The sequence below is a fragment of the Streptococcus sp. NM genome, assembly GCF_003390135.1.
Classification (GTDB): Bacteria; Bacillota; Bacilli; order Lactobacillales; family Streptococcaceae; genus Streptococcus.
The window spans coordinates 84,823-111,235 of sequence record NZ_QUOS01000006.1; the positions used below are offsets into that span (position 1 = coordinate 84,823).

General features: G+C 38.9%; 9 protein-coding genes and 1 pseudogene. 2 read left to right on the top strand and 8 right to left on the bottom strand.

The window, feature by feature from the left end:
• Positions 1-64 precede the first annotated feature (64 nt).
• Both recU and pbp1a read left to right on the top strand, forming a co-directional pair.
• Positions 65-661 (top strand): Holliday junction resolvase RecU, encoded by a 597-nt coding sequence (recU, locus tag DXN33_RS08870; protein ID WP_115904895.1) that lies wholly within the window; start codon positions 65-67, stop codon positions 659-661.
• The gene (gene pbp1a, locus DXN33_RS08875; RefSeq protein ID WP_115904896.1) at positions 658-2,841 is read left to right on the top strand and encodes a penicillin-binding protein PBP1A; all 2,184 of its coding nucleotides are present in this window, start codon (positions 658-660) and stop codon (positions 2,839-2,841) included. Before recU ends, pbp1a begins: the two co-directional genes overlap by 4 nt.
• Positions 2,842-3,008: 167 nt before the next feature.
• On the opposite strand, the gene DXN33_RS08880 is transcribed toward pbp1a, so the two are convergent.
• The 8 genes and pseudogenes from DXN33_RS08880 to DXN33_RS08915 all read right to left on the bottom strand — a co-directional run bounded on the left by DXN33_RS08880 (position 3,009) and on the right by DXN33_RS08915 (position 26,402).
• Positions 3,009-11,345 carry an SIALI-17 repeat-containing surface protein gene (locus tag DXN33_RS08880; protein ID WP_115904897.1) on the bottom strand — a complete coding sequence of 2,779 codons (8,337 nt, stop codon included), beginning with the start codon at positions 11,343-11,345 and terminating at the stop codon, positions 3,009-3,011.
• A 142-nt stretch (positions 11,346-11,487) separates the two neighbouring features.
• A complete protein-coding gene (locus tag DXN33_RS08885) occupies positions 11,488-18,045 on the bottom strand; it encodes a SpGH101 family endo-alpha-N-acetylgalactosaminidase (protein WP_115904898.1) in 6,558 nt (2,185 codons plus the stop codon).
• Between the two features lie 296 nt (positions 18,046-18,341).
• On the bottom strand, positions 18,342-20,324 hold the full coding sequence (locus tag DXN33_RS08890) for a peptide ABC transporter substrate-binding protein (protein WP_115904899.1): 1,983 nt from the start codon (positions 20,322-20,324) through the stop codon (positions 18,342-18,344).
• Between the two features lie 199 nt (positions 20,325-20,523).
• Complete coding sequence (locus DXN33_RS08895; RefSeq protein WP_115904900.1) at positions 20,524-21,576, bottom strand: sugar transferase; 1,053 nt, start codon at positions 21,574-21,576, stop codon at positions 20,524-20,526.
• 24 nt (positions 21,577-21,600) lie between these two features.
• Positions 21,601-22,698, bottom strand: a complete 1,098-nt coding sequence (gene glf / locus DXN33_RS08900) for a UDP-galactopyranose mutase (protein ID WP_049510085.1) — start codon at positions 22,696-22,698, stop codon at positions 21,601-21,603.
• A gap of 13 nt (positions 22,699-22,711) precedes the next feature.
• A pseudogene (locus DXN33_RS08905) lies at positions 22,712-23,709 on the bottom strand (acyltransferase).
• Between the two features lies 1 nt (position 23,710).
• A complete protein-coding gene (locus DXN33_RS08910; RefSeq protein WP_115904901.1) occupies positions 23,711-25,126 on the bottom strand; it encodes a flippase in 1,416 nt (471 codons plus the stop codon).
• A gap of 151 nt (positions 25,127-25,277) precedes the next feature.
• A complete protein-coding gene (locus tag DXN33_RS08915) occupies positions 25,278-26,402 on the bottom strand; it encodes an oligosaccharide repeat unit polymerase (RefSeq protein ID WP_115904905.1) in 1,125 nt (374 codons plus the stop codon).
• Between the last annotated feature and the right edge of the window lie 11 nt (positions 26,403-26,413).

A 26,413-nucleotide genomic window follows, 5' to 3' on the forward strand; every position in this document is an offset into this window, starting at 1 on the left:
TTACACCTTTCTTTCTATTTTTATGGTATAATAGAGTGATGTCATTGTACCAATAAGGAGAAATATGGTCAACTATCCTCATAAAATTTCATCAAAAAAAAACAAAACATCCCTTTCTCAACCAAATAATTTCGCAAATCGAGGAATGACTTTTGAAAAGATGATTAACTCTACAAACGACTACTATCTGACGCATGGTATGGCAGTTATCCATAAAAAACCCACGCCTGTTCAAATTGTCCGAGTAGACTATCCTCAACGTAGTCGAGCCAAAATTGTAGAAGCCTATTTTAGACAAGCTTCCACAACAGATTACTCTGGCGTGTATAGAGGACATTACATTGACTTTGAAGCCAAGGAAACACGACAAAAGAATGCTATTCCAATGAAGAACTTCCATCTTCACCAGATTCAACATATGGAACAAGTTCTAGAACAGCAGGGTATTTGCTTCGTACTGCTTCATTTTTCTTCTCAACAGGAAACTTATTTGTTGCCGGCATTTGATTTGATTCGCTTTTATCATCAAGATAAGGGGCAAAAATCTATGCCACTTGGATATATTCAAGAATACGGATATTTAGTAAAGCAAGGGGCTTTCCCTCAAATTCCCTATCTCGACATTATCAAAGAACATTTACTAGGTGGTAAAACAAGATGAACAAACAAACTATTCTGCGATTCTTAAAGTATATCGGAATTACGTTCCTTACCTTATTTATCGCATTATTTCTATTAGGTGGAGGTGTCTTCCTCTACTTTGTTAGCAAGGCTCCAACCTTATCTGAAAGTAAATTAGTTGCGACGACCTCTAGCAAGATTTATGACAATAAGAACGAACTGATCGCTGACCTTGGATCTGAACGTCGAGTAAATACTCAAGCAAATGAAATCCCTACTGATTTGGTCAAGGCCATCGTGTCTATCGAAGACCACCGTTTCTTTAATCATAGAGGTGTTGACACCATTCGTATCATGGGTGCGGCATTGAGAAACCTCCAAGGCGGAGGAGGCCTCCAGGGAGCCTCAACCTTGACTCAACAATTGATTAAATTAACTTATTTTTCTACTTCAACTGCCGATCAAACTTTGTCACGTAAAGCTCAAGAAGCTTGGCTAGCCGTTCAACTAGAGCAAAAAGCAACCAAGCAAGAAATCCTGACCTACTACATCAACAAAGTCTACATGTCTAACGGTAACTACGGAATGCAAACTGCAGCCCAAAATTACTATGGAAAAGACTTAAAGGATTTAAGCTTGCCACAGTTAGCACTCCTAGCCGGAATGCCTCAAGCACCAAACCAATATGATCCTTATTCTCATCCAGAAGCTGCTCTTGAACGCCGAAATTTAGTTCTTTCAGAAATGAAAGGGCAGAAATATATTAGTGCAGAAGAGTATGAAAAAGCTATTAATACCCCTGTTACCGATGGTCTACAAAGCCTGAAATCCGGTAACAGCTATCCTGCATACATGGACAACTACCTTAAAGAAGTAATCGACCAAGTTGAACAAGAAACTGGTTACAACCTTCTTACTACAGGTATGGATGTCTATACAAATGTGGACAAAGATGTCCAACAACGACTCTGGGATGTTTATAACACCGACCAATATGTCACTTATCCTGATGATGACATGCAAGTAGCTTCGACTATTGTAGATGTATCTAATGGTAACGTTATTGCACAACTTGGTGCTCGTCATCAAGCAAGTAATGTTTCATTCGGCACCAATCAGGCTGTGGAGACCAATCGTGACTGGGGATCAACAATGAAACCCATCACTGATTATGCTCCTGCTTTGGAATTTGATATCTATGACTCAACTGCTACCATTGTACGCGATATCCCGTATAATTATCCTGGAACAAATACCCCTGTCTACAACTGGGATAGAGGATACTTCGGTAATATCACCCTGCAATATGCACTACAGCAATCTCGCAATGTTCCTGCTGTAGAAACACTCAACAAAGTTGGATTAAACCGTGCAAAAACCTTCTTAAATGGTTTAGGAATTGACTATCCAGATATGCATTATTCTAACGCCATATCAAGTAACACAACTGAATCTAATAAGCAATACGGCGCAAGTAGCGAAAAAATGGCTGTTGCTTATGCTGCATTTGCCAATGGTGGTATCTATCACAAACCGATGTACATTAATAAAGTTGTCTTTAGTGATGGTAGCGAAAAAGAATTTTCTGACCCTGGTACCCGAGCTATGAAAGAGACCACTGCTTACATGATGACAGAAATGATGAAAACAGTCTTGACCTCTGGAACTGGTTTTAACGCCTATATTTCATGGCTTCCTCAGGCTGGTAAGACAGGTACCTCTAACTATTCAGATGAAGAAATCGAAAATCATATTAAATCAAGTCAACTTGTTGCACCGGATGAAATGTTTGTCGGCTATACTCGTAAATATTCGATGGCCGTATGGACAGGTTACTCAAATCGTCTTACTCCAGTCATCGGCAGTGGGTTCACAGTTGCTTCTGCGGTCTATCGTTCAATGATGACTTACCTATCAGAAGATGACCACCCAGGAGATTGGACTATGCCTGAGGGCTTATATAGGAGTGGAGAATATGTCTTTAAGAATGGAGCTCGTCCTACATGGACTGCTCCTGCTACTCAACAAAGTTCTACACCTGCTCCTGCGAACCAGACTCCAGAGACTTCAACCTCTCAGTCAAGTGTAACGACACCAAACACAAATCCAAATTCAAATACAGTTACTCCCAATGCTGGAACCAATGAGAATACGGCGACACAACAACCAAGTACCAATCAAGGGCAGCCTAACCAAAACCCTCAACCAGCGCAACAATAAATTACTAACCACCCAAAAATTGGGTGGTTTTTCAATCTGTTCTTTGTTCAATCAATAATTAGATAATAAAAACCTGAGAAGGTCAATTGTTCTTCTCAGGTTTTTTTGTTCTATACACTCTACTGGTTTAGAATACTGTTAAGAGAGAGTTTAATTGTCATACACAACTAATCTTTTTTGCTTTTTGCTACAAAGATAGCAGATAAGGCTAGTCCAACGCTTGCCAAGAAAATAGCTGTTTCTGACTGTTTTTCACCAGTCTCTGGCAATCTCTTGTCTTCCTTGGCAACTTGAACTGGTGCTTCTGGAGTCTGAGCTTTTTCTAACGAACTTAGCTTAAATTCTGGTTTTTCTACTGTCGGAGCTGGTTGGTCACCTACGGTTGATAATGGACCTGTGTAGGCTGGTAGCTCATGTTTCAAGGCCATAACGGAGTTAACTCCACCCTTGAACTCTGGTTTCTCTACTGTCGGAGCTGGTTGATCGCCCACGCTTGACAATGGCCCTGTGTACTCTGGTAGTTCGTGTTTCAAGGCCATAACTGAGTTGACTCCACCCTTGAACTCTGGTTTCTCTACTGTTGGAGCGGCTTGGTCGCCTACTGTTGCTACTGGGCCTGTGTACTCTGGTAGTTCATGTTTCAAAGCCATAACTGAGTTGACACCACCCTGAAACTCTGGTTTCTCTACTGTCGGTGCAACTTGGTCACCTACGGTTGATAATGGACCTGTGTAGGCTGGTAACTCATGTACCAAAGCTTCAACTGCATTTACACCACCTGTAAATTCAGGTACCTCAAGCACTGGTGCTGGTTCTTCACCCTTGCTTGATTGAACAGGTTCTTCTGTCAATTCTTGATAGAAGCTCGCTAATTCATAAAACTCAGCCTTGCCACCTTCCCAGACCAGTTTAACATCTAGAAGAGAACCACCATTTCGGATAGCAAAGGTTTGGAGACTAGATGTAATGGCACCAAGATCTGTCCAACTTTCTTGTCCATCCTTAAGTGTTCTCGCTTGAACTCGTGCTTTCGCTCCTTCAGGAAGGCTTGAAACAAGGCGTAGATGGTTGGCATTGGTTGGTTCTGACAAGTGGTAAACCATTTCACCCCTATCTTGTTCTGCTTTGTAGCTAGTCAAAACTTTTCCATCTACGAGATTAGTATAGAAGTTACCTCGGCTTTCGCCACCGTTTCCTTCTACAGTTGGATCATTGATTGGTTTGACAAATTCGCCATCATTGATCACCAATTCTGTAAATCCTACAAAACGAGCATCATAGTCAGCTGTATAGAGGACACGAAGATAGTTGGCTTTGACTGGTGTCGTCAATTCACCCTCGATGTAACGATTTCCTGGCATCTTAGAATCATGTGTCCAACCATCTGTCAATGAATCATCGTGTGTACTATTGACTACACCATCTCCCACTGTCACAACATCCGTCCAAGTTTTACCGTCTTGGCTGACTTGGATTTTACCATCACGAAGATAGTTTTGAGTTCCATCTTGGATGTAGGCTCTGATCTTCTTAATCGTTCGTTCACTACCAAGTTTCAAGGTTACATGGCCATCTTTATGGGCATAGTCTGAAAACTCAACGAAGTTGTTGTACACACCATCAAACAATTGATCTAGGTTATTAATCTTACGAACATCATTACTTCCATATGTTGGATGAATGCCCATAGTTGTAGATTCTAGTTTGGTTGGTTGCACTTCTTTAGTCGTTACAAGGAGAGAAGTTGATGGAACAGCCTGTTCTTGGTCTGTTTTATTAACAAGACGAACATAACGTACCAAGTGGGTTGCGACAGTTCTGTCTGTCAACTGGCTAGCTGGTGTCCATTCTTGAGCATTTGCAGAATACTCTAGACTGAGTGCTGGATTTGTTTGACCTTGGAGCTGGATGCTTTTAACTTGATGGATACGGTCAAGTTTCATTCCTAGATAGCTATTTGCAGGAAGTTTAGTTCCAGCTGGAATCTGAAGCTCGTAACTGCCCAAGCTATCCACTACTGGTGTTTCCTTTAAGGCATCCACGTTGGTATCTGTTAAGTCGCTATTTCCAGAACGTGTCTCAACAGAGAAGTCCTGAATACGCCACCAAAGGTCACTTGCCTTAGTATTGCGTACTCGGATGTATCGAGCATTGATAGCTCTAGACACTTCCTTAGTTTGTTCTCCTGATAGGCGATCTAACTCTTGCCATGCAGATCCATCTGTAGAGTACTCAAGTACACCTGCGGCAAGTTTATCACCAGTTCCTTGACGAAGACGAACTTTAGTGACTGACTTGACTTCACCTAGGTCAAGTTGTGCCCAGGCATCTACTGGAGTCGTATTGCTGCCGTCAGCATTTGCCATCATAGCTTCTGTATTATCTTTACCATCAGTAATTTGACTTGCTGATGTTCTCAATTTATAAACTAGATTTGAGCTGAGGCTAATTGTAGCAGTTTGTTGTTTACGAGCGTTCTCTACTGGACGATTTACTGCAATCTCGCGAACTGCAAACCAGGTGTCATCACGATCTTCTGTAGCAATCATACGTACTGCTTTAGCTTTGATGTTAAGATTTTCAAACTGAACAAGTGACTCATTACCAACATAAGTTGGTTCTTTCAAACTTACCCAATTATCTTTTTCATCTTGATACTGCACTTCAGCCTTACTAAAGGTATCACGTGGATTTGCCTGAGTTCCCATAGCAAAGGTCAAGGTTTGGATATCTACCGGTTTGTTAAATTTCATACCGATATAATCACCTGTCTTGATACTATTTGGTGATTTAATCAAAGCATGAGTTGCCAAGTCACCATCCGTTACTTCTGCCAAACCACCTTCTACACCTGTTCGATTGGTAATAAAGGTGCTGATGATTTGATCTGGATGCAAGACTTTTTGAACTTCAGACGCTAGAACTTCTTTCAAAGCTAGGATAAATGGACGGATATGTTGAACACCCAATTCAGCCTTTTCAAGATGGTCTACATAATGGAAGGTATGAGTTTGAGACTGTTCGTACAATTTCAAACCTTTATAGTAGCTATCCCAAAGTTTGGCTGCATCATTTGTAGCCATAGCCTCTGTTCCTGTTAGGAAGGCATCAAGGGCGTTCATTTGGTCGATTGCATTATCCAACCAATAGTGGATCTGTGCAACCATTTTTTTATCACCTGATGCTTTATAAAGTTCAGCCGCTTCTTTAATCTTGGCAAATTCTGCACGCAAAGTTGCACGTTCTGCAGTTACATCCTGACCCGCTTTGAGCTTAGTCATGAAGTCTGTTAATTTTGGAGCCAATTCAACTGATTCTTCTAGTTTAACGACACGACCATCCATGTTTTGGTTGATCATATGCTTACCGAGTTCGCGGAAGGCTGCTGACACCTTGCTATCTTCAAAATGACCATTTTCAACAAAGTTGAAGGCAATGTCATTGAGTTTCTTAGCTTCTTCTTCTGATTTCCACTGTTTCCATGTATACTGAGCTCCAGCGAAGAGGGCAATCTTAGATGGTTCAGACTGTTGCATTGGGTTCAACATGATACCGGATAGCAAGCTTGGATCTACATTCGGATGAAGGAATTTCTCACCACCACCTAGAATCAAGTGTTGTTTAGAGTTATCTGTAACTGGCCAGTTCACCCAAAGTGATACTGGACGATAAGTTTTACCACCTGCAGTTAGATTGTTCTTGAGAGTTGATAAGAAACCTTCAGAAACTTCACCCCAAATCTTACCACCCGTCAAGGTCATAGATGTTGAACTTGGGAGATTTTCATTTAGAGATTTCAACTCTGCTTCACGCCCATTACCCCAATACTGACCTGGAACAAAGATCATTTCTTTGCGAAGACCGCTATAAGTTCCTTGCATTTCTGTCAACCAGTTGGTCATATCCTGCATCAAGCGGTTGTAGCTATTGTAGCCTCCAACTGGGCTTGGTGCATCATCGGCTAGAATACCAAATTCACGGACACCCACTTTCATCAACTGGGTAAATTTAGCCTTGATGGTTGCCAAGTCTTCTTGGTAATGCGCTTCATTACCAAAGCGGATACGGTTGTTCATGAATGGATGAATGGTCCAAACATAGCGAGTTTTACTTTGATTTCCGACGCGAGCAAGTTCACGAATTTCAGCTAGTTTTTCTTCTGGGTAAAGTTCACGCCATTTCTTGTTGTGGTATGGATCATCTTTCGGTGCGAAGAAGTATTGGGTCAATTTCAAATCGCCACCAAAACGCATGAGTTCAGCACGATCTGCATTAGACCATGGATTTCCATAGTAACCTTCGATGAAACCACGGTTCTTGATTTCAGCGTAATCTTCCACTGTCACATTGCGAAGAACTGGAACTTGACTTTCCTTGAGCATATGTTTCAAAGTTGTCAAACCATAGAAGACTGCATCTGTGTCTTTTCCTACGATGGAAATTGAATTGTCCTTGATGGTCAAAGCATAGGCATCAATCTTATCAAAGAGACCTGCTGAAACGTTAGATAAGTTTTGTTCTGCTTGTGTTCCTCGTCCATGTACTCCAAGATAGATATTAGTTGCGCCAGCAACTGCTGATTGACTAGTAGTATAGGATACTTGATTGTCCTGTAAGACACTCTTCAAGCGATTACGAGTATAGACATCGAGTTGATCTCCCATTACCAGATTGACTTGCTTACGAAGAGCTGTGACTCCTTCTCCATAAGTCACTTTTTGTGGAGTTGGGAAAACCTTGTACTCTTTCTTGAGATAATCTGCGCTCTTGCTGGAAGCTGCAATACTATCTTCGCTAGCTGGTTTGCTTGCTGTGAATTGATCCGCCAGTTCAACTGTTCCATCACCTGTTTGCTCGACTTTTGGAGTTTCAGGTGTAGATGGTTGTTCTGGTTCTGGTGTTTCTTGTCCCTCTTTGATAGGTTTCAATAGATGAACTTCAGCTGCACTTGCAAAGCCCCCAACACCTGATAGAACTTTCAACTCAATCTTGTTGGTATGAACCGCTGCAAAGTTAACTGTTTTTTCTTGAGCGTTGTTGTCCCAGCTTCCTTCTGAAACCTTGACCATTTGGCCATCTTTTTGTGCGTAGATTTCGTAGCGAGTCACGACCCCATTTCCACCACCTGGCCGAGGAAGATAAGTCAAACCATTGACTTTTTCTGCTTCTTTCAAGGTCATAGAAAGAGTGTACGGAGCAGTATCACCAGTCCATTTAGTATGCCAAAAGGTATTTGGATCATTGTCAAAGGCTTTTTCAACAACTCCTTCAGTCGCTGTTCCTGGTGTTTCTTGACTAGTTGCAGAAACTGTGAAATGATCTGTTGGAATCAAACGAGGATTTACAAATGGTTTATCTGACAACTCTGCACTATGTAAAATCCCTTTGAACCCACCGATGCTTTCAAGCGGTAGAACCAAGCTATTGTGAGCAAAGCGAGGGTGAGCTGGATTTGCGATACGTTCAATCTTCTCACCATCCACATAGAATTCCGTTGATTGTGGTTTGGTCACGATAGAGATTTGATAACGTTTATTCTTTTCAAGTTTTTTCTTGAACTGGATATGGAACTGTTCAAATTGATAAGCAAGATAGCCGTCTTTATCAGCTAGATAGATACGGTTGTCTCCACTTGTTGAGAAGGTTTGTTCACCGTCTCCAGTGACAGTTACATCAAACTTCAAGACATGACTTGGACCAACATCACCTGCCAGGCCTTCAATACTGCTATCTTTCTCAAAAGCCAATCCTTGCTCGCTTGTCTTCACCTTCTTGCTTGCATAGTTCTTCACTGTTTCAGGATTGATAGTAAACAAATCACTTTGATCAATCTCTTTTTCAGGATTTGACTGTGGTGCATAAGGGCTCGTTGGTAGGGTACGTTCTGCAAAGGTCGCAGCCGCACGGTCAGATCCCCAAGTGCGTTCTGCAGTTGTTTGCATGCTCTTAAAGAAGCGTTTAAAGATATCATAAGATGTCAAACCTGTCTCATGAAGATCAATATTGTCATTCCAAACTGCGTGGCCACCACCAATTACATTTGGATTGGATGCTTCTAGAAGTGGACCATGACCTGTTCGGAAATCATTTGGTGTCCACCTATTATATTGTGTTTCATAGTTAGCATAGTCACCATAAGCTGTTTGACGATTATCACCATTTGGTACACTATAGGTTGGAATATCTGTTATGTTGATAATCTTAGCTCCCTGAGCAATAGCTTCTTTTGGTTGCTGCCAGCCAATACTCCAGATATCAACTTCTACATCTTTCCAATCAACCGCTGTTTTACCTCGTTTCGCACTGAGCGATCCCCAAATACGAGGTGTATAGCCTTTCCCTTTAATGTATTTAATAAGGTCATTGACATAACGACGATAGCTTTCTCTACTTCCGTAGTATTCATCCGTTCCGATATGAACAGTAGATACCCCATGAAGTGGTGCATCTGGACCATCAAGAAGTTTATCATAAACTGATTTGACAAAAGCCAGCGTTTCATCGTATTTATTATCTAGATCGAGCATAGCTACGCGCTCTACGTTATGTTTACCTCTGTAATCGCTCAGGCTACCTTGATACATGAGGTCTGGACGAACTTTGACAAATGACAGAGCATGACCTGGCGTGTCAATTTCTGGAACTAGATTGATATGCAAGGCCTTAGCAAGTTTAATCAGATTTTGCATCTCTTCTTTAGTATAGTGCTCGTCTGATGTTAATTTTTGACCATTCTTACCGACAATATCTGTCTCTACACGGAAACCTGTCTTAGCATGTTCTAGAACATACTTAAGCTCTTCTTCTTGTGTTAGATTCTTACCTGCCAAGTGTTCCTTTAGGAAGATATAGTTATCGTTGAGGTGCAACTGCAAGTCGTTCATCTTGTAGTAAGCCATATTGAGCATGATGTCTACAAGGGTGTCATAAGGAATAAATTTACGACCTGTATCTAGCATAAAGCCACGGTGACTGAAGCTTGGGAAATCACGAATTTCTCCATTTTGGAAATTGCTTTCCCCCATTTGAAGAAGAGTACGAGTGGCGTAGAAGGCTCCTGTGTTTGTTGCAGCTTCGATGGTAATGACACCATCTTGGATAGTGATTCCATAACCTTCCTTACCATAACCCTTATTTTCAACTTTTTTAAATTCAATTCGTTTTTGAGCCTGCTTGTCACCTGTCGCAAGTTCCAATCCACGGCTTGCAAGGTCTGACTGGTAGAAGGTTGCTGCCTGATCAAAGCCTGAATCTCCTGTCGCAAGAACTGTATCTGACGCGATAGAAGATTGACCTTCTTTCCCATACCATTGTTGAACAGCTGGTGCTACTTTGGGTTTGACACCCACACCTTCGTCCTGATGTAGCCCCTTGATGACTACTTCAAATTCTTTAGTAAAGGTATGTGAATCTTTAATTTGCTCTACCATAACCTTAACGCGTTGATCAGTCAGAGGCTTATAAATGTGATTTTGAAGGTCAATCACACCTTGTTTGTTGCTACCGATAAGACTGACTTTTCCTGGTAAAGTTGGAAGTACTAAAGATTGTCCATCCTTAGCGACTGTCAATTCCGTAACTTGGCGAATATCTGTCACTTTAGTTGGATCAGGGATATTCGAATAAGCTCGAATTTCTTGAATACCAACGTTTCTCCAGCCCATTGTGCCCGCTTGATAGTCATTGATTTCTAACTTGAGATATTTAGCTTGAATACTATTGGCTAAGTCAACTTTCTCATCTAAAACAGGTTCTCCAGTCTTGGTATGAGCTAGCTTCCATTGTTTTTCTCCACTAGCATTTACATCATCTTGACCTGCATAGTAGAGGCTCCAAGATTTGATATTTGGATCATTTTGTCCCTTACGGACACGGCGATCCCAATCAATTTCCACATGTCTAATAAGTGTAGTCTTGGGAAGAGTTAATTCGAAAGTTGGTTTGTCAATATTTTGATTTGTTGCCCAGCGAGTATCAGGATTACCGTCCACTGCCTTGTCAGCAGTATAAGGAGTACCAGTTTCTGAGTCGTTTACTTGAACAGTAACACCTTCTAAGTGGTTACGATCTTCTCTATCTTCAATTTGCTTTTCAACTGGTTTGATTGTAGGTGTAGCTGGTTCTACAGGTTTAGAATCTGCTTTTGGTGTTTCAACCGGCTTCAGAGTCTCAGCTGGTTTGGGAGCTGTTGGACTTGTTGCTGGGCTTGTTTCTTCAGTTGCTGCAGGACTTGTTCCTGCAGTATTTTCATGATTTTCTTCATGACCTGCATCTGCCGTCGCTTCTGATTCAGCTTTCTTTAAAACAGCTGCTAAATCGTCCGGCAACTTATCTAGTGGCTGAGCTTGTGTAATTGTTCCTTCTTTCTCAGGTGTTCCAACTGTCTCTGCAGCTTGCACTACATTTGCACCAAAGATACTAGCACCTATCAATACAGAGGCTGCACCAATTGCAAATTTTCGAATACTATAGTGACAACGTCTTTCAAAAAAATGTCTATCCATCTTTCTCCTATTCCTTTCTCCCACTTATTACAGTAAGCGGTCTCATTTTCCATTTGAAAATGGAGAGAACCTAGAGGTTCTCTCCAACTAAGTTATTTCTGTCTGAATTCTAGTTCCGATAAACTCTAAAATCCAGTCTTCTTTAATTTTCTTTACGTTTTGTTGCAAGGACAGCAGCAGATAAGGCAAGACTGATGCCTGCTAGGAAGATAGCTGTATCAGATTGGCTTTCTCCTGTTTCTGGCAATCTCTTCTGATCTTCTGTTGAAACTGAAGTTTTAGATTCTGCAAGTTTTCCTTGACCCAATTGACTAATCCGATACTCAGGTTTTTCAATAGTTGGTGCTGCTTGATCACCTGCTGTAGCCAATAGTCCTGTGTAGGCTGGCTTTTCGTTTACCAAAGCTTCTACTGCATTGACTCCACCTTTGTATTCTGGAACTTCATTGACAGCTGCTTCTACTGCATTAGCGCCACCTTTATATTCAGGTAATTCATGAACCAAGGCCTCTACTGCATTCGCTCCACCTTTGTATTCTGGAACTTCATTGACAGCTGCTTCTACCGCATTGGCTCCACCTTTGTATTCTGGAACTTCATTAACAACTGCTTCTTCACCTGCTGTTCCAAGTGGTCCTTTATACTCAGGTACATCAAGAATTGGTGCTGCTTCTTCACCTGCTGTTCCAAGCGGACCTTTATACTCAGGCACTTCAAGAATTGGTGCTGCCTCTTCACCTGCTGTTCCAAGCGGACCTTTATACTCAGGCACTTCAAGAATTGGTGCTGCTTCTTCACCTTTGCTACTTGTAGGAGCATCTGGTTTCACAGTCTGATCTTGTAGTTGGTTGAGATATTCTGCAAAGTAGGCAACCATTCTTTCAGTCAATAGATGATTATCCATAGCATATTTCATGCTAGCTACTACACTTGCTACCTCCTCTTGATTCTCTTTGCTGGTTAATTTTTGAGCTTTTGATAAAGCTGTTTCATAACCTGACAAATCAAGAGTTGTTTCTGCAACCTGTGGACGACTAAAGATCAACTCAGCAGCGGCTTGATATCTATCACCACCGTCTCCATAAGTCTTAGTACCTGTCAAAACAATTTTCTTAGCCTTGATTGTCTTACCAAAGTCAATGTCTTTTGGTTTGTTGTTATCTGGCCAATCAGTTGCAGTGAAAGTATGTTCTTTACCATACTCATCTGTCACAACCAGTTTCACATCACGCAAGTTACCATTTGATCCTGATCCACGTGGCACATAACGGAATCCAGTGATTTCTGTCGCTTCTTTCAAGACCATAGTTGCAGGTTTACCAACATCTCCACCATTCCAAGACGTATGCCATAGACTTGATAAGTTACCATCAAAGGCATTTGCTAAATCTTCTCCCGCTTGCGCTGGAGCATTTAGACTTTCAAAGTCTTCTGCTACCAAGGCTGTTTTCTTTTGTACCAAGGCATTCTTCAGAGCGTCAATCTTAGCAATCTCAGCACGCGCTTCTTCCACGCTAATGTCATCATCTGCTTGACTGAGGTTAAAGACAGCTTCCTTCAAGGCATCCATAGATTCCTTGGTATAGTTGGTCATGGCAACCGTTGGCAAATAGTTCTTCAGAGCATTTTCTGTCAACATCTTACCAGTTAGAGTGACTTCCTCGATTTGAAGTTTATCCATGATGAAGTCATTGTAACCACGGAAGTTCGCATTTCCACCAGAATCTCCACGAGTATTGCTTGCGTTACCAGTTGAGTAGATACCCACCCAAGTATCGCCTGTTTCTGCACCTGTTACGAGGAAGGTTACCTTCTTAGCTTTCTTAGAATCTGTCCAAGTATTTGGTAGTTCATGCATTTCCAAATTACTTGCTTGATTACCGCGACGTCCTGATTGGAATTCTCCCTTACCGACTACAAAGGCGTAGGTATTGTCAGATCCTGCTTCGTATTCAAAGGTTACACGATAAGTCTTACCAGCTTCAAAACGGAAGTTTTGAGGAATTGTTTGGTAAACCAAGTTACGACGGCTCACTAGTCCATTTGTCTTCAATGACCAATTTCCTTCGATAACATCATCGACTTTCTTACCATTCCAATCACGTTGTGTATATGGATCATGTTTTTCAGATAAGTGAGTGCGATTATCCTCAACTCCTTCGATACCACCAATTACAAATGGGAAAATCCCTTGAGCAACATTTTCAAAGTCTTGTTTAAATGTTCCTTTACCTGTATCATGATTATCTCCGTACATACTTGAATTGTTTTCAAAGGTACGAATTTCATCAAAGTAAGTTGCTTCATCACCAGCTTCACGACTCAAAGTAAGAGTGACATTTGATACATCTGAACCCGTTGTAAAGAAGGCATACATGTTTTGGAAGTAACTTGTATCATCAACTGTAGCATTGTCACGACGAGTATTATGGGCATAGGCCTTGACATAGTTAAGAGCTAGTGACTTATTGGTATAGCTAGTCACTTCTTTTTCACCAGTATTTACTGTGATACTTGCCTTAGCATTACTACGATTATCAACACCGACATAAACGGCATACTTAGTATTTGGTTTCAAGCCAGTCAGTTTCTGAGTAAGGCTGACTGTGCTCTTATTGCCTTGGATACGAAGCATTTCATTTGCGCCTTGTGATTTGACAATTTCTGCCTTAGAAACATCACCAGAAATAGTCCAGTGTTTCAAAGTTCCACTGTTAAATCCTTGGTCATAGATGTGCATGCCTTCGCTCCATGACATTTCAGGATTGGTTTGTTTTGAACGGTAGAGAACGTATGGTTGATTTGCAGTAAGATCAAGGGTAATCTTGCCATCTTTTACAGTTAATTCTTGCTCTTCTGTCTTACCTTGGTCAGTTAGCTTGTAAAGATAAACCTTACTCTTTGCCCAATCGCTAGGAAGCGTCCAAGTTGTTGCACCAGCTTGCGTATTGAAGTAGTACATCTTTTCCTTATCACTAGCAAGTTTCTTACCATTTGCATCCCAGTTCCATGGAGTCAAGTAAGCTGAACCATCTTGGATGACACGTCCATTGAGAGTCACTGTACGTTCACGGTATTGCGGGCTATTGACATCATTTGACTTACGAGTCACAACAACTTTGTTATTATCAGCATCTACCAATTCCACTCGCATTTCTGGAGTCCACTTATAAGTGCTACCGTTATCAGACATGGTGACTGGTGTACCATTTTCCCATTTACTTACAGTGAAGTGTTGGAAGTACTTGGTCATGACATCATGAGCAAATAAGTTGGTTACATAGCCATTGTAGTCACTTCTTCCTTGCCAACCTTCAAAGTCTTTCATGCTGTAGCCACCTAGAAGTGGATAGTTCGCTGCACCACCGTAACTTCTGTAATCCCCAACCCAAGAATCTTTTTGGTGGTTGCGGATAAAGCGCGTGATGGCACTGTTGATACCTTTATTAGTGTATCCACCATAGGTCAAGTCAGCTGCCCAGTGTTGGAAGGTAGAATCGTATTCACCACCATGGCCCCACTCGATTGCAAAGCGCCAGCCTTGTTTGTTAATTTCTTTAGCAAGAACGTGGGTAGCCCAGGCACCATTATCACCTGATTGGCCATTGCCCCAAACGTCCACATAGATAAAGTCGAGACCTTCACCAAGTTTTTTCTTCAATTCTTCCCAGCGATCTAAGCGACCATGCGCCAAGTCATAAGCAGCATCAATGTTGATACCTTGGTCTAGCCAGTTCCAACCATAGCTGTAGCTTCCATCTGGATTCTTACGAAGAATCTTTTCGTTAAAGTATTTAGACTCAGGATAAGTTTCAGAAGCGTTGACGTGGATACCTAGATGAGCTCCATATTTCTTCGCTTTCTCAATCAAAGCCTTGAAGTCTTCGACACCACCAATACGTTTACCAATATCAGCATAGTTCAAATGGCCTGAGTCATGACCTTCACTACCATAACCTTTGAGGAGAACACCTTGTCCAAGACCATCTGTATGGAGATTGATCTTCTTGATACCATCCAAGGTCATAAGGAATGGATTTTGTGCTTGAGAACCAAAGTTCATCGCGATACGGTAAGCTGTGATATCCTTGACTTTTTCCCAGCCTTGAGGGTTGTTCATGATACTACGATAAGCAATGGCACCATCTTGCCAGTCCACTTTTTTATCCGCATTAGCATCTTCAGTAATCACAACCTTAGCACTTGGAAGTTCTTTAGTGTACTCTGGGAAGACAATACCCTTATAAGCTTTTTCCCATTGCCACTCAGAACTATGAATTCCGACATAGTTGGCATTTCCAACGGTTTCTTTATAAGCCGTCAAACGGGTCCAGTCATTAGAGCCACCACCGTAACTGTTTTGAGAATTACTCCAAACACCTGCAGCAAGCTTATCTGTAGAAACAAATCCATACATGTAACCCTTAGCCAAATCCTTCATTGGATTGGTTACTTCAATATGATCATCCCCGCTGACATGCGTATTGTTTGACATAGTTGCCCCATCAAACTTAGCACCAGCTTGCTCACTAGAAACAGATACTAAAGCATTCCCGAGGAAACTAATAGTAGAGAGTAATTTTCTTTCATCGTCAATCTTTTGACCTGGAGTGACTTGATTGTGGTTGACAATTTTAGTTACATCAAAATGTAATTGATTGTCCACAACTTGCAGACGAACTGTCATATCCGCATTGATAAGATTAGCCTCATCACGGAGTTTCATTTCATATTCTGCAGTTGTTTCATTAATTTTCTTATAAGTAACCTCAGGGGTGATTCTGTGGTTATTGATAAATACTTGGTTGAACTGTTGAACCTGTCCTGGTAAAGTATGGCCATTTAGCGTATATTCCTTGACACGTGGAAAGGCTTGGTCAATCACTGCTTTTAGGACTTTAGACTGGATAGTATCATAAGTCACTTTACTATCATCTACCACCGCACCAGTTTCTTTTTCAGCAGTAGCTTCAGTATTTTGAACTCCATCCTGATTGTCAGTCTTAATATTTACAACTGTCTTTTCTGTACCATATGTACCAGCTTTAAGTAGGATTTTCTTTTCATTTTTAAGATTTTCATTAACAGCAGCTGGCAAAGTAACCGTATCAAAAAGTTTTACATCATTATTTGTTGCATTCAGCTGACCATCTGATTTTAAGCTAATAGTCAGATGATTCACTGAGCCATTTACTGGAGCTGCAACACGACCACCCTGATACCATGTGCTATTACCTGGTGTCTTATATTCCCAGAACCAACCTTCTTTGTCATATCCAACAAAGACATTATTATTTGTATCTTTAAATTTCAAGAAAACACCAAAACGTGATTTGCCTGTTTCAGATTCTTCTTTGAAAGTGAGATCTACATTCGCATTACCATTTGCATCCACAGTCAATCCTTGTTTTTCAAACAAGGCTGGTTTGCTGGCATTGTCATTTTGATCTGTTGAAGATAACTTATTGTAACGAACACCATTTTCTTCACGAATAGCAACAGTCCCTTGTTGTTCTTTTCTTGCTACAGTTTGCCATTCAGGAGTGACTTCCTTTGGTGTCTCTGGCTTAGCTGTCGCTGGTTTTTCTTCTTTTGGCTTTTCTTCAACTGGTTTTTCAGTTTCCTCTAAATTCGCTGGTTTTGAACTAGAGATTCCCTTAATATGATCTTGAATCCATTTTAATTGAGCTGGAGAGAAAAGGATGCCTCCGCTACGGACTCCAACCACACCATTTTGATGAACCCCAATCAATTTACCATCCGTGTCAAAGATACCGCCACCGCTAGCACCTGGTTGTCCACCTTGATAACCAACTCCTTGAACACCTTCACCATAAGATTCAGCAAAATCCACAGCAGTGTTAATAACTGGCGCCAACTTACCAGCAGGATAGCCAAACATATTGACTTTATCCCCAACTTTCTTAACAACTGGCTTTTCAGTAACTTCAACAGGAGCATTTTCAAGAACTGTACGCAATCTCACAAGAGCCAAATCGTTCTTATAGCCCTTTAGATAACCATCTCTATCCCAGTGAATCACATCTTTTTTACTAAATTTTACATCATCTAAACCAGGGTAGGATATACTAAAAATATCGCCATCTCCTTTATCATTATCCACAACTTTACGGATATTTCCATCTTGTTGATCCTTGATAAAGTTGTGAGAAACAGTCAAAACAAGATCCTTACCAATGACAATACCACTACCTTCTCCTGATGGAGTCTTAATCTTAACAGTAGCGCCATAGTTCAATTCTCCATTTTTTGTTTTGGCAACATCTTCAGGAACTAGACTACCAGTATCTTGGGCTAATTGATCTTTATTTACCTCTTTACCATTATCAGTAGCTTTTTCAACTTTACCTTCTAATTCTTTCGGCAACTTGTCAGTAGTTTCTTTGTTTTCCTTTTCAAGAGCTAGTAACTCTTCTTCAGTTTTTGGTCCATCCGTTGTTTCAGCAGAACCTGGATTTGCTGCTGCAGCTTCTTTATCGAACTCCCGTCCATTATCGCTCGCTTTTTTATCCAAATCAGCCAGCTCACTTGGCAAGTTATCTGTTGAGCCAACTGTTGGTGTGTTAGCCAATACTGGAGCAGTAGCAAAAAAACTAGCCCCAATCATAACTGAAGCAGCACCTAGTGCAAATTTACGAATGCTGTATGTACATCGTTTTTCAAAAAATCGTTTATCCATTAACTCCTGATTCCTTTCACTAATCTTCGTAAGCGTTTACATTTCTTGTTCGAAAAATACTCCTTTCTATCTGAAAAGTGCAATGCTTAACGTTTATAAAAAAATAATTGCACTTTTAATATAACAAATATTGGCAGATAAAGCAATAGGAAAGCTAGGAAAATTGCTAATTTTTTCTTAATTTTGGCAAAACCATAGTCTGCCATTTAGAGGGAGTTATCATAAAATAAAAAGGATTTAGCATTCCTATCGAATGCCAAATCCTCTATCACTCTGTTTCTATAGATGTTTAAAATCTACTTCACATGTTTTGCGAGTTCTTCTTGAGCTTTTTTATTAGACTCTTCTTTTTCTTTCATCCATTTTTCTTGGGCTTTTTGGTATTCTTCTGTTGTTACTGGTTTATCTTGTACATCAAGGTATTTATACAAGTGAGCTTCACTTGTTCCTTTGTTTCCAGAATAAGCAAATGGAAGTGTGAATGGTACCATCTTAGACAACATTGGACGACCAGTTTTAGAAGTTGTTGGGATTAGCAAGGCACTGTCGGTCAACCAAGCTTGGGCAGCAGCATATTTTTCATAACGTTTTGAAATGTCATTCACTTCTTCACCAGCTTCCACAACCATTTTTTCGTAGTCTTCCAAACCAACTTGCTTAGCCGCAACGTTGTTTGTTCCAGAGTCAAATCCTAGGTAAGTCTTTGTACTTTCCCCTACAGATGGTTTGAGAATATCAAGGTAGGTAGATGGGTCAATGTAGTCTGGTCCCCATCCAACGTTATCTGAGACATCCCAATCTTGTCCAGCAGCCGTTTCAGCAAAGTAGGTAACATTGAGAACTTCATCTTTTTGAAGTTGTTGGATATCAATGACGACATTGTCAGTTCCTAATGTTTCTTCAAGTGATTGTTTAAAAGATTGGACACGTTGAACTTTTGTTGTATTGGTTTGGTCAACTGGCATATCCAAGTGGATTGGGAATTGAACGCCTTCTACTTGGAGAGCTGTCTTAGCTTTAGCAAACTCTGCTATCGCTTTTTCAGGATTGTAGAGTCCATCCTGAGCATCATCCAAGTTCACGTTGCTCCATTCGTCACCATAAGTCACCAATTTGTCTTTGACCATTTCGCCAAAGTTCTTTCCATCTGCCTGTACAAATGTAGGAGGAACAAACAAGTTACGAAGCAGTTTAGTTGCCCCATTCGCACCATTCACTTGAGAAGCATAGGCTTTTCTATCAAAACCAAAGGCAAGAGCTTGACGGAAATCTTTGTTTAGAAGAGCTTTCTTGGTTGAAGTCTTTTGTTCATCTGTAGTCTTAGAAGTGTACTTATAAGACTGGCGATCAATATTAGTACCTACTAAATAAGTAGTAGAATCTTGTGGTGTATAAACGATGTTGTCTTTAAACTCTTTTTCAAGTTCAGGATAACTTGCGCTTGTCGGGAAGAGACGAGCCATTGTAAAGCTTCCATCTTTGAAGTTTTCTGCAAGTTTTCCTGTATCTTGACCATCCCAGAATGAAAGTTTTACCTTATCAATGTGAACATTGTCCTTATCCCAGTAGTTTGGATTCTTTTCAAATTCTACTGAAGATTTAGCGACCAATGATTTCAACAAGAAAGGTCCGTTATAAAGGATACTGCTTGGATCTGTTGCTTTCCCAAAATCATCTCCCTTAGAGTTTAAAAACTCTTCATTAACTGGTGCTAAGACACCCATTGTTGTTTTAGAATTCCAAAAACTTTCAGGTTTGTTCAAAGTGTATTGAACTGTTTGATCGTCAATCGCTTTAATCCCAACTTGAGAGAAATCTTTAGTTTCCCCTTTAGCGTATGCATCCAAACCTTTAATTGAATCCTGTACCAAGTAAAGGGCTTCTGATTTCTTATCTGTCGCATACTTAAGTCCTGTTACAAAGTCTTGAGCTTTCACAGACGCATACTCTTCTCCTTCAGATGTGTACCACTTGGCATCTTTACGGATTGTATAAGTGTAAGTCAAGCCGTCCTTAGATACAGACCAATCCTCAGCCATAGATGGCACAAAGTTACCATAGCGGTCATTTTCAAGCAATCCATCAATCACATTACTAGTAATGTCAGTAGTTGCTGCCTTACCAGTTGTCAAGTAGTTCAGGTTATCTGGATCTGTTTCGTAAACATAAGAAAAAGTTTTCTCACCTTTTGCACTAGACCCTGAGCCAGAACAAGCAGCTAAGACACCTGCTGCTAATAAAGTGACTCCCGCAAGAGCCAATACTTTCCTTGTTTTCATAGTATTCTCCTTTGTTTTTCTATCCATTATAGACCCTTTGCAATCTATTGTCAATATATTTTTCTGAATTTTCATGTTTAGTTGTTATTTTCTGACAACTATCGAATCTTATTTCATTTTTTTAATCTCTTTTTAACTATAAGAAAAGAGGGAATCCAGTAACTCCCTCATCCATCTATTTAAGTCATTTTTAGATTCATTATTTTAAAGATTGCAATGCAGAAAGAAGATAAGAACCCTCACGAATTTTTTGACCTACGGCCTTAGCATTTTTGACCAAATCCTGATACTCTTCTTGAGACAAATTGTCCAATACTTCTTCCAAGTCAAGTAAACTCTCAACACTAATTCCACACTCTTTTTCTAAGACGAAATTAGCCAAAGCAGATTGCCCCCAGACAATAATAGGGAAACCAGAAGCCAAATAAAGGGAGGCCTTGTGGGAATTATTGTATCTCAAATACTCACCAAACACTCCGATACAAGTTTTAGAACTGTCACCATCCCAAACCAAACCAAAGCTTCCTTCTAATGCTGATGGTAGTTCATCTGGAAGAAATGAACCAAAATAGGTTTCATTGGATAGCTTTCTAGCCTCATCAAAACCAACACCATAAAGGTTATATGCCGGTCTTGCAGGTAACTCATATAAGTAACCTGCTTTTTCTTGAGCTAAATTTCCAGCTACAATAATAGCTCCTTCCTTCGATAAATCTTCTTTATCCTGATAATTCGGGATCAGATAGTCAAAAATGCCTAAACTAACTATTTTTTTCTCAGAAATCCCCTTATCAACAAGCACTGATTTCATAACTGGATTATGAGCAATAAGACCATCAGCTTGTTTCAAAAGACTAGACTCTTGAAGATGAACACGAATCTTATGCTTCAAGGGTACTGTATCCAAATTAGCATAGCGCAAAACTTCTAAGTCATGGATAATAAAGTGAACCTTCACTCCTTTACGTTGCATTCTTTTGACTAAATGAGTCGTAAAGAAACTATGATGAAGCATAGGAAATTGAATCAGTAGCTGATCCCCTTCCTTCAACTTAGAGATAGCTTTGGATAGAGCTTTGGCCTTATGTCGTTGGGCTCTAATAGTCCCCATTTGATACCAATCATCTACCATCAATAACAAAGGACTATAGCCCTCACGAACTACTATTTCTTCAACATCATTTCGAGCCTTATTCCCCGCATTTCGTGCACCAGAATCCTTCAGAAATTCTTCTTTTAGATAATATTTCATCGATCAACTTTATCCTTCGTTATCTTATTTAAACTCTTCCTCTACAACATTTAGGGCACGTTCAATGACCACATGCATGTCGTAGTATTTATAATCGGCCAAACGTCCGCAGAAAATGACCTTATCATTCTGCGCTGCTTCTTCTTGATACTTAGCAAACATAGCATTGTTTCTCTCATCATTGATTGGATAATAAGGTTCATCTCCTCGTTTCCAATCTGCTGGGTATTCACGAGTAATGACCGTTTTATCTTGCGTACCATACTCAAAATGTTTATGCTCAATAATACGAGTATAAGGAATTTCTCGTTCTGTATAGTTTACAACTGCGTTTCCTTGATAGTTTTCTTCATCTAGAACTTCATGCTCAAAACGAAGACTACGGTATTCTAACTCACCATGTTTATAGTCAAAGTATTGGTCAATCATCCCTGTAAAGACAACTTTTTCAGCAGAAGCTTCTAATTCCTGACGATTGGCAAAAAAGTCAACTCCAAGTTCTACTTCAACATCTTTCAGCATATTTTCAATGATAACGTTATACCCCCCAATTGGAATACCTTGGTAACGGTCATTGAAGTAGTTATTATCAAAAGTCAAACGAACTGGTAGACGTTTAATGATAAACGGTGGAAGGTCAGTCGCGGAACGTCCCCATTGCTTTTCAGTATATCCTTTAATCAACTTTTCATAAATATCTGGACCGATCAACTTGATAGCCTGTTCTTCCAAGTTTTTAGGTTCAACGTCCTTCATGTGAGCCGTTTGCTCAGCAATCTTATCTTTGACCTCTTGAGGAGTTTTTGTCCCCCACATAGCATAGAAAGTATTCATATTGAAAGGTAGATTATAAAGGCTACCCTTGTAATTAGCCACAGGCGAGTTGATGTAGTTGTTAAACTCAGCAAATTGATTAACATAATCCCAAACTTTTTTATTAGAAGTATGGAAGATATGTGCACCATATTTATGAACATTAACACCTTCTACATTCTCACAATAGATATTCCCACCAATGTGGTCACGTTTATCAATAACTTTTACTTTTTTTCCACGCTTGGTTGCTTCATAAGCAAAAATTGCTCCAGACAAACCAGCACCAACGATTAGATAATCGTACATCTTGTTCTCCTTTTTATAATTTGACGATTCGATTGAGATATGGGATTCTCATTAATATTCCAATGACAATAAAACTAATACTCAAAGTAAATATAGCAAACCACAAATATGCACCTGTAAAACTGAAAGCAATTAATTTTTCCCATATCTTCATAACATAGGTGTGTATTACAAAAACACCCATTGTTTGATTAGATAGAGAAACAATCCATTTGCTCCCATTTTCATTCAAAGATAGTGTTAATACCATCAGGAAAATTCCTAAGCTTGTAAATTTCACGAATAGAATATCATAAAAATATTCAGCAAAAAGATTATGGTAAGTATTCTTTGCTAAGAAAAACAATATAATTGGTGATATCAATACTAAAAGCATGCTAACTATTTTCATCCAATTTTTAAATCTATATTTGAGATTATCTACATTGAATTGTGCTATATAACCACCTAAAATATAATAGAAAAACCATGTCCATAATCTAAAAGTTTGCATAACATGAGTTTGTAGAGGCCTCTGAAAGAAAATATTTGCCAATTCAACCATAAAACCAATAACAATCAATAAAGCTAAAATGTATAAATATCTTCTTTTTGAATTTAAAAATTTACTCAAAATAGGCAAGCATAAATAAATCAGTATCAATGCGCCAAAAACCAAAACTGAAAGAAATACCCTTTTTGTATCAGAGAGCCTACAATTTTTTTAATTGGATTAACTGTAAAATCTCTTTTAAAGAGCCAAACGATAATGTTCCATGATGATACTGTTATTAGGATCCATTTGACTTTCTGAAGTATGTAATGGGAAGTTATTTCCCTCTTGCCTAACAATAAATAACCATTGACCATAAAAAACAAGGGAATAGAGTAGGTACCCAAATAATATAAATACGTCAAAAGATTCCATGAACCAGTATCTTTAAATCCACCCATTGTTGTATGAAGTAAAACAACTCCAACACAGGCAAGCACTTTTAGTAAATCTAGGTTGATATTTCGAACTTTTCTCATTCTAGTTTTTCCTAATAATTTGTTTTAATTCTTTCACATCTACCACTTTTAGAGATAGAATTGCAAAAAGATAAATGATTCCACCAAACATTGCAAATACTAGAACATTTGATGTTGGTGAAAAATGTATAACTGTTTTTGAACATAACAAAAGGCCATACATAATGGCAGATGCTAGTACAATTTTTGCCATTGATCCGATTATAGGAACTTCTCTTAGATAAGAACGAGTAAAGAATAACTGTATAGCCCAAACCAGCGACTCTGTTAAGACAGATACAATTGCTGCACCTATATAGCCCAGTTTTGGAAGCAAGAGAAGATTTAATCCGACACTAACAATAGCAGGAATTGTTGTTGAAAGCATGAACTCTCTATTTTTATTATGGGGAATCAAAATTTGAATCCCCATGATATTTGTCCATCCAATAAAGAACATTCTTAGAATCATAATAGCTATTGCATAGCGTGCATCTTGAAAATCTTTTCCCAGAAAAAAGTTAACAAAATCATCGTTTATAATTAACACACCTGCCATAATGGGGAAAATAACCAAATTATAAATTAGAAATGACATCTCATGCATTTTATTAACTGCTTTATGATCCCCTGATGATAAAAGATTTGAAACTCGTGGTAACATGACACTTCCCAATGAAGTTACTAGGGTCAATAAAATATTGACAAGTTTCAATGCTTGATCATAGATTCCTACATCTTTTGTTGAAGCTAAAGCTCCTAGCATTGTACGATCCAAAGTAACATAGAGCGATATGGCAATCTGAGGTAAAAACAATAAGACAACTGGCTTCAAATGCTGCTTAGCATATTCCCAATCAAAGTGCGGTTTCCCAATAAACTCTCTTGCCGGCAACCACATACTTAATTGTCCCAACAATTCAAAAATGGTAAGCAAGAACACATATAAATATAGGCCGCTATCTGATTTTATAAATAGAAAAATAGCAATGACGCCAACTAGTTTCACTGTAATATTTCTGACTGTAATTTTTCGAAAATCCTCTAAACCTTGGAATAGCCAAGAAATATCTAAACCTTTAGAAAGTAAACTTAATCCTAAAATATAAGCTACTGGGTTTTGCATTAACGAAAAAGTGAGACAAAGCAAAATATAGAGAGTCAGTGATAAGATGGTTGCTCCAAGTTGTAAAGTATAAATTCCCCAGAAATTTTTACGAATTGTTTTTCGATTACCAGAAATTTCCTTTGTACCATAATTGGCTACCCCCAAGGTAGCCAACAGGATAAAGTAGGTAACAATAGAATTATAATAACCATAAGTTCCTAAATCATCAGAACTAAATACTCTGGTAACATATGGAGTCGTAATAATCGGTAAAATAATTACTAATAATTGATATGAAAGATTGTATGCATAATTTTTAAGAACCTTCATAGGGAGCATATTCCTCACTTAACTACTATTATAAACGGCGAAAATTAATCTGTACAAAAATGATGATGTTAAATAGATTAAACTTTTTTTGGTACAAAAATCACTTAACTAGCCTCAATTTAGAACCAAGGATACATATAACACAAAAACTTTAAACATCTTGATAATTATACCTATACTTACTCCAAGAAATACCCATCAATAACAATAATGGATTGTACATTAATTCAAAAAATTGTGGATCAAACATTGAATGAAGTATCAATACAATAAAAACAAGCATCTCAACTGTATTAAAGTGTCCTCTTTTATTTAGTTGATAGAAACTATACCAAATAACAACTAGTAGAATCACTCCATAATGCAACAAAATATTTACAAAAGATGAATCAACGTATAAATAATTATCAAAAACAGACGTAGCCCTTTGTTGCAATTCCCAATCAATTCTTTGACCAAACATATGTACACCATATAAAGATAGTGTCTTATGTCCTAAACTTAGTCTTCCTGTCAAAGCTACGTTTAAAATTTGAAAGAGTTTACTGTTTGCGTTATAAAAATAAGTCAAAATGATAGGAATAAGAATCCCTGCAGTCAACGTAATTTTACCAATGGCATTCAGGATTTTTTGACTAACTACTTTATTTTTGAATATGTACACCAATACTAATGCTAGAATTGAAAGAAAGAAAGCTGATTTCGTATCAGTATTAACGTAAAAATAATAATTCAGTATTCCAAACAATAAAATTTCTGACAATCTGATTTTACTTTTTCTTAAATATAGATATACCAAAGTCAGATGAAATAAATAATTAGCACCGAGAGTAACATATTGGTATCCTTGGCTAAAACGGAATCGCCCTCCTAATTGAACCCTCAGCGTATTTTCAATAATGCCAAACTTTAATAGACCATATATAGAAATCATTAATAGTACTATCGAAACTGTCCAGAGAATCAAAACTTTTCTAAAATTCACATTGTTTATAGAAATAATAAATAAGATTGTTGAAATTATTGTGAGGGCATCAAAAAGCTTATGTGTTGTAATCCCGATAATTATAGCCAAGCAGAAAGCTGAAAAGAAGAATATCAGAAACTTACTCGAGTGTCTCTCTAATAGTAGTTTAAACAGAAGTATGACAATAGACACTATCATAGCAACTATTCGAAAACGATAAATTTCAGGGTATTTATAGACTAAGTTTGTTTGAGCTATGAAATTAAAAAGCAACCAAATAAAGAAAGCTGAAAAATATAATAACTCTATATTATTTTTTT

What these genes read in the sequence shown, in the direction of transcription:
- recU (WP_115904895.1), top strand. Translation starts at nt 65, where the DNA reads ATGGTCAACTATCCTCATAAAATTTCATCAAAAAAAAACAAAACATCC.
- pbp1a (WP_115904896.1), top strand. Translation starts at nt 658, where the DNA reads ATGAACAAACAAACTATTCTGCGATTCTTAAAGTATATCGGAATTACG.
- DXN33_RS08880 (WP_115904897.1), bottom strand. Translation starts at nt 11,345, where the DNA reads ATGGATAGACATTTTTTTGAAAGACGTTGTCACTATAGTATTCGAAAA.
- DXN33_RS08885 (WP_115904898.1), bottom strand. Translation starts at nt 18,045, where the DNA reads ATGGATAAACGATTTTTTGAAAAACGATGTACATACAGCATTCGTAAA.
- DXN33_RS08890 (WP_115904899.1), bottom strand. Translation starts at nt 20,324, where the DNA reads ATGAAAACAAGGAAAGTATTGGCTCTTGCGGGAGTCACTTTATTAGCA.
- DXN33_RS08895 (WP_115904900.1), bottom strand. Translation starts at nt 21,576, where the DNA reads ATGAAATATTATCTAAAAGAAGAATTTCTGAAGGATTCTGGTGCACGA.
- glf (WP_049510085.1), bottom strand. Translation starts at nt 22,698, where the DNA reads ATGTACGATTATCTAATCGTTGGTGCTGGTTTGTCTGGAGCAATTTTT.
- DXN33_RS08910 (WP_115904901.1), bottom strand. Translation starts at nt 25,126, where the DNA reads ATGAAGGTTCTTAAAAATTATGCATACAATCTTTCATATCAATTATTA.